The 7,595-nt window shown below is 35.4% G+C and carries 7 protein-coding genes; 5 read left to right on the top strand and 2 right to left on the bottom strand.

Annotated elements, in window-relative coordinates:
• The first annotated feature begins 139 nt into the window (after window positions 1–139).
• The 4 genes from B4D49_RS02900 to B4D49_RS02885 all read left to right on the top strand — a co-directional run bounded on the left by B4D49_RS02900 (window position 140) and on the right by B4D49_RS02885 (window position 2,812).
• The gene (locus B4D49_RS02900; RefSeq protein WP_021142189.1) at window positions 140–475 is read left to right on the top strand and encodes a zinc ribbon domain-containing protein YjdM; all 336 of its coding nucleotides are present in this window, start codon (window positions 140–142) and stop codon (window positions 473–475) included.
• A gap of 188 nt (window positions 476–663) precedes the next feature.
• Window positions 664–1,305 (top strand): amino acid ABC transporter permease, encoded by a 642-nt coding sequence (locus B4D49_RS02895; protein WP_199544062.1) that lies wholly within the window; start codon window positions 664–666, stop codon window positions 1,303–1,305.
• 11 nt (window positions 1,306–1,316) lie between these two features.
• Window positions 1,317–1,946 (top strand): amino acid ABC transporter ATP-binding protein, encoded by a 630-nt coding sequence (locus B4D49_RS02890; protein WP_074482136.1) that lies wholly within the window; start codon window positions 1,317–1,319, stop codon window positions 1,944–1,946.
• A gap of 23 nt (window positions 1,947–1,969) precedes the next feature.
• Complete coding sequence (locus B4D49_RS02885) at window positions 1,970–2,812, top strand: amino acid ABC transporter substrate-binding protein (RefSeq protein WP_286783128.1); 843 nt, start codon at window positions 1,970–1,972, stop codon at window positions 2,810–2,812.
• A 171-nt stretch (window positions 2,813–2,983) separates the two neighbouring features.
• Here the strand turns inward: B4D49_RS02885 and B4D49_RS02880 are convergent, their stop codons facing one another.
• The gene (locus tag B4D49_RS02880) at window positions 2,984–4,189 is read right to left on the bottom strand and encodes a cation diffusion facilitator family transporter (RefSeq protein ID WP_286783127.1); all 1,206 of its coding nucleotides are present in this window, start codon (window positions 4,187–4,189) and stop codon (window positions 2,984–2,986) included.
• Window positions 4,190–4,368: 179 nt separating this feature from the next.
• A complete protein-coding gene (locus B4D49_RS02875) occupies window positions 4,369–5,700 on the bottom strand; it encodes an alanine/glycine:cation symporter family protein (protein WP_199544058.1) in 1,332 nt (443 codons plus the stop codon).
• Window positions 5,701–6,076: 376 nt separating this feature from the next.
• On the opposite strand from B4D49_RS02875, the gene B4D49_RS02870 reads away from it, so the two are divergent.
• A complete protein-coding gene (locus B4D49_RS02870) occupies window positions 6,077–7,540 on the top strand; it encodes a glycoside hydrolase family 1 protein (RefSeq protein ID WP_286783126.1) in 1,464 nt (487 codons plus the stop codon).
• The last annotated feature ends 55 nt before the right edge of the window (window positions 7,541–7,595 follow it).

The following is a 7,595-nucleotide window of genomic DNA, read 5'->3' as shown; positions in this document are numbered from 1 at the left end:
ATAAACCTCGTAACCTTGCGAAATCGGTTACTGTTGAATAATCTCTTGCCAAAACTTATTTTCTAAGGTAGAATGGATAATGTAACTTTTAACTTTAGGACAGTCATAAAGTTATAGCTATTTTTGATAAGGAGAAATTATGTCTTTACCAAATTGTCCAAAATGTAACTCTGAGTATGTTTACGAAGATGGATTAATGTTAGTTTGCCCAGAGTGTGCTTATGAATGGAATCCAAGCGATTCAGTTGAAGAAGAAGATGGCTTGGTTGTCCTTGATAGCAACGGTACTCGTCTTGCTGATGGGGATAGTGTTACTATCGTGAAAAACCTGAAAGTAAAAGGTGCACCAAAAGATCTTAAACAAGGAACACGTGTGAAAAACATTCGTCTTGTTGAAGGTGACCACAATATTGATTGTAAAATCGATGGATTCGGTGCTATGAAATTAAAATCAGAGTTTGTTAAAAAACTATAATTAAGGTAACGCTATGGATTAAATATTCCATAGCGTTTTTTACTAGCTAATCGTTTTACGTAAATATAGTTATGTTATATCGTTTTATTTTTATAAGGTCAAATGATAAAATATTCTTCATTGCTCCCAAATTGCTTTAAAATTTGATATAATACTACAATAGTAACAAATTCTTTTTAGGAGATAACATGTCATATATTTCACAAGTTCTGCCAAGCTTGTTAGATGGCGCTGCAGTAACATTGCAAGTTTTCTGTATTGTTATTGTGCTTTCCATTCCGTTTGGTGCTATCTTAGCTTTTTTAATGCAGATTAAATTTAAACCTTTGCAATGGTTGCTGACTTTATATGTATGGATTATGCGTGGTACACCATTGCTTTTACAATTAATTTTCTTCTACTATGTCTTACCAAGTGTAGGAGTAGTTATGGATCGCATGCCTGCTGCAATTTTAGCCTTTACTTTAAATTATGCGGCTTATTTTGCTGAAATTTTCCGTGGTGGGATTGCGGCTATTCCTAAGGGGCAATATGAAGCTGCAAAAGTTTTGAAATTGAACCAGTTGCAAACTATTCACTATATTATTTTGCCGCAGGTTTTCAAAATTGTTTTACCAAGTGTGTTCAACGAAATTATCAACCTTGTCAAAGATTCTTCGCTTGTTTATGTCCTTGGTGTGGGTGATTTATTACTTGCTAGTAAAACAGCAGCCAACCGTGATGCAACTTTAGCACCAATGTTCGTTGCGGGAGCTATTTACTTGCTCATGATTGGTATTGTAACTTTGATTTCAAAACAAACTGAGAAAAAATTTGATTATTATAAATAAGAGGTGACCAGATGTTAGAATTAAAAAATATTTCCAAACAGTTTGGTCAAAAGAAAATTTTTGATCATTTTAATTTAACAATTGAAGATGGTAAAATTTTGTCTCTCGTTGGACCTTCAGGTGGTGGTAAGACGACTTTACTTCGTATGTTAGCTGGTCTTGAAAAAATTGATTCAGGTGAGATTATCTACAATGGTGAAGTTGTTCCAATTGATCACTTAGAGACACTTAATTTACTTGGTTTTGTATTCCAAGATTTTCAATTGTTCCCACATTTGTCAGTATTAGATAATTTGATTTTGTCTCCTGTTAAAACAATGGGAATGACAAAAGAAGCTGCAAAGGAAAAGGCGCTTGGTCTTCTGAAACGTCTTGGTTTAGGAGAACATGCGGATGCCTATCCTTACTCACTATCTGGTGGTCAAAAGCAACGTGTTGCCTTGGCACGTGCGATGATGATTGATCCACAAATTATTGGTTACGATGAACCAACGTCAGCACTTGACCCTGAGTTGCGTCAAGAAGTTGAAAAGTTGATTTTACAAAACCGTGAAGCTGGAATGACTCAGATTGTAGTAACCCATGATTTGCAATTTGCAGAAACTATTTCAGATCACATTTTAAAAATTAATCCAAAATAAAAGAAAGTCTTATTAGGTGCGTTATGAAATTCAAAAAAGTTCTTTTAAGTGCTTTTGCGCTAGTTGCAACAGTTACTTTAGCTGCTTGTGGTTCATCATCTTCAAAAAAAGTTGTTAAAACTGATCAATGGGATACTTACACAAAAGATGGTAAAATCACTATTGGTTTTGATAATACTTTTGTTCCTATGGGATATGAAGATGAAGACGGAAAAAATGTTGGGTTTGATATCGATTTAGCTAATGCAGTTTTTGCAGAATATGGTATCAAAGTTAAATGGCAATCAATCAACTGGGATATGAAAGAAACTGAGTTGAACAATGGTACAATTGATCTGATTTGGAATGGTTATTCTATGACTGATGAACGTGCTGATAAAGTTCTCTTTACAAATCCTTACATGGTCAATGAACAAGTATTGGTAACTAAAAAATCATCAGGTATTACAAGCTTTGCTGGCATGAAAGGCAAAGTTCTTGGTGCTCAATCAGGTTCGTCAGGTTACGATGCTTTTAATGCTAATCCGAAAGTTTTGAAAGATATTGTATCTGGTGGAGATGCAACTCAGTATGAAACTTTCACACAAGCGCTTATTGACCTTAAAAATGATCGTATTGATGGACTCTTGATTGATAAAGTTTATGCCAACTATTACCTTGAGCAAGAAGGTGAACTGGATAACTACAATATCATTTCTAGCGAATTTGATGGCGAAGACTTTGCTGTTGGTGCTAGAAAAGCTGATAAAACATTGGTTAAGAAAATCAATCAGGCTTTCCAAAAACTTTATCAAGAAGGTAAATTCCAAGAAATCTCAAACAAATGGTTTGGTAATGATGTCGCAACTGATGCTGTTAAAAAATAATGTCTTAAAGTTCTAAGTAGAAATGCTTAGAACTTTTTATTATCTTTTAAATGTTTTTCCTTGAATATCCATTTGAGAGTGTTATAATATAAAATGGTTAACCGGTTAATTAAAATAACTGATTAATTCTAAGCATCTAAAAAACCAGGAATTAAAATCCTGGTTTTGAGGTTAATCTTGAAAATTATTAATTTGTGGGGTGATTTGGTGAAAGACAAGGAACCATTTTTCCTTACGTCTCCAGATACTAGTGTGAGTTTTATCATCAAGTTTGTAAGTGATGAGTTTTGTTTTTTGGCTAATAGAAGTCATTTCAAAATCTTTAATGTTACTCATATAATGTCTTTCTCGAGCAGTCATCTCAGACTTGGTATATGATTGGCCATCTACATCTATGAGATAGAAGCTGTCTGAGATTAATTCTTCGTAATCCGGAATTTTAGCAAGGATTGTTTTTTCTGCTTTATAGAGTTTCTTGTAAACATTATCCCAAATTTCATCTTCTGGAATAGCTCCGGGTTCCACGTGAACATCAGTATCGTAAACAGAGAAATCTTTACGAAGAAGTTCTTCGATTTGTTCTGTGATCTCATGGCTTTCATAAACTGATAAGTCTGGATTCATTTCAACAACGATATCAAGATAAATATTGCTTCCGTAAGAGCGACCACGTTGAGATTTCACATTTGAGACTTTTGGAAGTTTTAGAATGGCTTCTTTGTATTTTTTAAGTTCTTTTTGATCAAAGCCATCTGACAAACTAAAGGCACTTTCCATGAAAATATCATAAGCGGTTTTTAAGATGAAATAAGTAATAACGATAGCTGCTAGCCTATCAATGATGACCAAGTTAAATGAGGCTGCTAGGATAGCCACAGAGGTACCAATAGAAGTAATAGCATCTGAAAGGTTATCTTTTGAAGCAGCTAATAATGCACTTGATTTAACACGCTTTGAGAGGCGTTTATTATGAAGGTAAACACCGTACATAATTAAAGCTGAGATGACACCGATAATAGCACCTTCAGGATCAATTGGTGTTAAACTACCTGAGATGATTTTTTGGATGGTTTGAAAGAGAACTTTAAAACCGATATAGAACATGATAAACGAAGTGATTAAACTAGATAAGTCTTCCATTTTCCAATGTCCGAAGCGGTGATCTTCATCGGCAGGTTTACTGGCTAAATGAAGTCCAATTAAAAGCACAACATTTCCGAGGATATCAGATAAGTTATTAAAACCATCAGCAATCAATGAAGATGAATTTAAAAAGTAACCAGTAATGAGCTTTAGCAAAGTAATGACAAGGTAAGCGATGATACTGACAATGGGTCCTCGTTTTGCTAAACGAAGATTTTCTTCTGGTGTTGACATAAGAAATGCCTCCTTTATTCAAATGAGGTTATAATAGTACATAAGTAAATTGTTTTAAATTAAGGCTATCTTCTATTATATCACTAAAACAAGCTGATGGGGCATTAGAATGCGCCTGAGAAGCGCTTTCTTATAAGTGATAAAGAGAGTAAAAAAGCTAGGTTAAAAACCTAGCTTTTTTATCTATGACTATCAAAATATTGTTTTGTTTCTTTAATGATAACTGGTGAAAGGGCAAGTAAGGCAATCAAGTTAGGAATTGCCATCAAACCGTTAACGATATCAGCGATAACCCAAATAGTTTCAAGGCTGATGTAACCACCTAGAGCAACCATAGCAATGAAAATGATACGGTAAACCGGAATAGCTTTCACTCCGAAAAGGAATTCAAAACACCGTTCTCCATAATAACCCCATCCAAGAATAGTTGTAAAAGCAAAGAGAATCAAGCTAAAAGTCAATGCATAGACACCGAAGTTGCCAAAAACAGTAGAGAAAGCAGACTGTGTTAAAGTTGCTCCGTTAAGTTTGCTTGACCAACCACCAGTGACGATAATTGACAAACCAGTTAAAGTACAAATAATAATAGTATCAATGAAAGTACCAGTCATTGATACAAGACCTTGTTCAACTGGTTGATCAGTTTTAGCAGCGGCAGCAGCAATTGGTGCAGAACCAAGACCAGACTCATTAGAGAAGATACCACGAGCAATACCGGCTTGGATAGCTGTAATGACTGTTGCTCCAGCAAAACCACCAGTAGCTGCTTTTCCAGTAAAGGCTGATTTAATGACTAAGCCGATACTTGGAATAATTTGATCACAGTGGAAAGCAAGAATAGTGATAGTTGCTAGAATGTAAATAATTGCCATAAATGGAACGATTTTTTCAGCAACTTTTGAAATAGATTGAATACCACCGAAAATAATAATACTAACAAGAACGGCTAAAACGACACTGATAATTTTTGGTGACCAGCCAACAGTATTACTAAGTGAATCAGTAATTGAATTGACTTGTGTAAAAGTACCTGAACCAAATAGAGCAACCATTACTCCAAAGATTGAGAAGGCGATTGCTAAAGGTTTCCAGTGTTTTCCCATCCCATTAACAATATAGTGCATTGGGCCACCAGAGATTTCACCATTAGCATCAGTTGTACGGTATTTAATTGCTAAAACACCTTCAGCGTATTTAGTAGCCATTCCGAAGAAGGCGGCCATCCACATCCAAAGAAGTGCTCCAGGTCCACCAAGCTTGATGGCTGTTGCAACCCCAACGATGTTACCTGTACCAACTGTTGCCGCAAGGGCAGTTGCGAGTGCTGCAAAACTTGAAATATCCCCTTTACCTTTCGCTTCAGACGTGAAGATAAGTTTCAAAGCCTTTGGAAGGCGAAAAACTTGCAACAAACCTAAGCGAGAAGATAAATAAATTCCTGTACCAACAAGTAGAACAAGAAGAGGTGGTCCCCAGACTAGACTGTCTAAAGACGATAGAAAATCATACATAATCAAACTCCTAAGTCAGTCATAGTACTTTAATCATTGGTTAAAGGGTAAATCATCATATGATTTTTTATCTTTTAGCCACTAAATAAGTACTACTTATTAAAATATATTTCCCATTTTCAGAAAAAATAGAATAATTTCAACTAATTAATTATATAGAGAGAAAGGGCTTTTGTCAAATTTTCTTCTATAGAATGGCTTAAATTTTCAAATTGTTTTAATGAGTAATTTCTTTTTTCTGAAAGCTATTTTCTAGTAAGAGAAGCTTTTATCTAGAAATCTTATGATAGTATTGTTTTTTAAGATGATAGTGATAGAAAACACTTACAATTCAATATATAATACAAGAGTAAACTAAAATATGAGGTGATAAAATATGACAAAACAATTTCCAAAAGATTTTTTGTGGGGTGGTGCAACAGCTGCCAATCAGTTTGAAGGAGCATGGAATGTTGATGGTCGAGGACCAGCTACATCTGATACGTCACGAGCAGTAGCACCAGAAGAACGAAAATCAATGGGAAGCGAGTTTAACACACCAATGACTCGTGCTAAACTAGATGCGGCTTTGAGTGATACTGAAGGCTTGTATCCAAAACGTTGGGGATCAGATTTTTATCACCGTTATAAAGAAGACATCGCTCTTTATGCGGAAATGGGCTTTAAGACTTTCCGTATGTCAATTGCCTGGTCACGAATTTTTCCAAATGGCGATGATGCGACGCCAAACGAAGCAGGTTTAGCGTTTTACGATAGTGTTTTTGATGAACTTAACAAGTATGGCATCGAACCACTTGTGACATTGTCACATTATGAATTTCCAATTCATCTAATCACAGAATATGGCGGTTGGAAGAATCGTAAAGTGATTGATTGCTTTGTGCGTTACGCTGAAACAGTCTTTAATCGCTACAAAGATAAAGTCAAATACTGGTTGACTTTTAACGAAATCAACATTATTGGTATGACAGGTTACTTGTCTGGTGGCCTCTTATTTGACGATGGTAAATTGAATTTGCAAGAGATGTATCAAGCAGCGCATCACCAATTTGTGGCATCAAGTTTGGCAACAAAAGTTGGTCATGAAATTAATCCTGATTTTAAAATCGGTTGTATGTTAGCGCGTATGCAAGCTTATCCAGCAACGTGTAACCCCGATGATGTGATGGAAGAAATCAAAAAAGATCATGAAAATCTTTTCTTCTCGGACGTTCAAGTTCGTGGGAAATACCCATCGTATGCTAAACGTTTCTTTAAGGAAAACGATATCGAATTAGAAATTGCTGATGGAGATTTAGAAATTCTTGAAAAATATCCTGTTGACTTCATGTCATTCTCATACTATATGAGTTCGATTGCACGCAAGAAAAAATCTGGTGAAGAGACAGCTGGAAATCTTATTCTAAGTGAACCAAATCCATATCTTGAAGCTTCAGATTGGGGTTGGCAAATTGATCCTGTTGGTCTTCGTATTACTTTGAATAAACTTTATGATCGTTACCAAGTACCACTTATGGTTGTTGAAAATGGTCTAGGTGCTCTTGATAAAGTAGAAGAGGACGGTTCAATTCACGACCAATATCGTATCGACTACCTTGAATCTCACGTCAAACAAATGTATGAAGCAATCGAAGACGGTGTCGATTTAATGGGATATACTTGGTGGGGTTGTACAGATCTTGTTTCAGCATCAACGTCTGAAATGTCAAAACGTTATGGATTTGTTTATGTCGATGCTGACGACCAAGGAAATGGGACATTCAACCGTTCACGCAAAGATTCTTTCTACTATTACAAAGATTTAATTGCAACGCGTGGTGCTAATATTTTAAATGATTAATAGTCTAAACTCAGTTGGGCTTTTTCAGCTGAGTTTATTTGCTAGGAAGGGAAAT

It is taken from the genome of Streptococcus sp. UBA4344 (assembly GCF_002393675.1).
GTDB classification, from domain to species: Bacteria; Bacillota; Bacilli; order Lactobacillales; family Streptococcaceae; genus Streptococcus; species Streptococcus vicugnae.
Note: the sequence above shows the minus strand (reverse complement) of the source record. Positions and strands in the feature narration are given on the sequence as shown.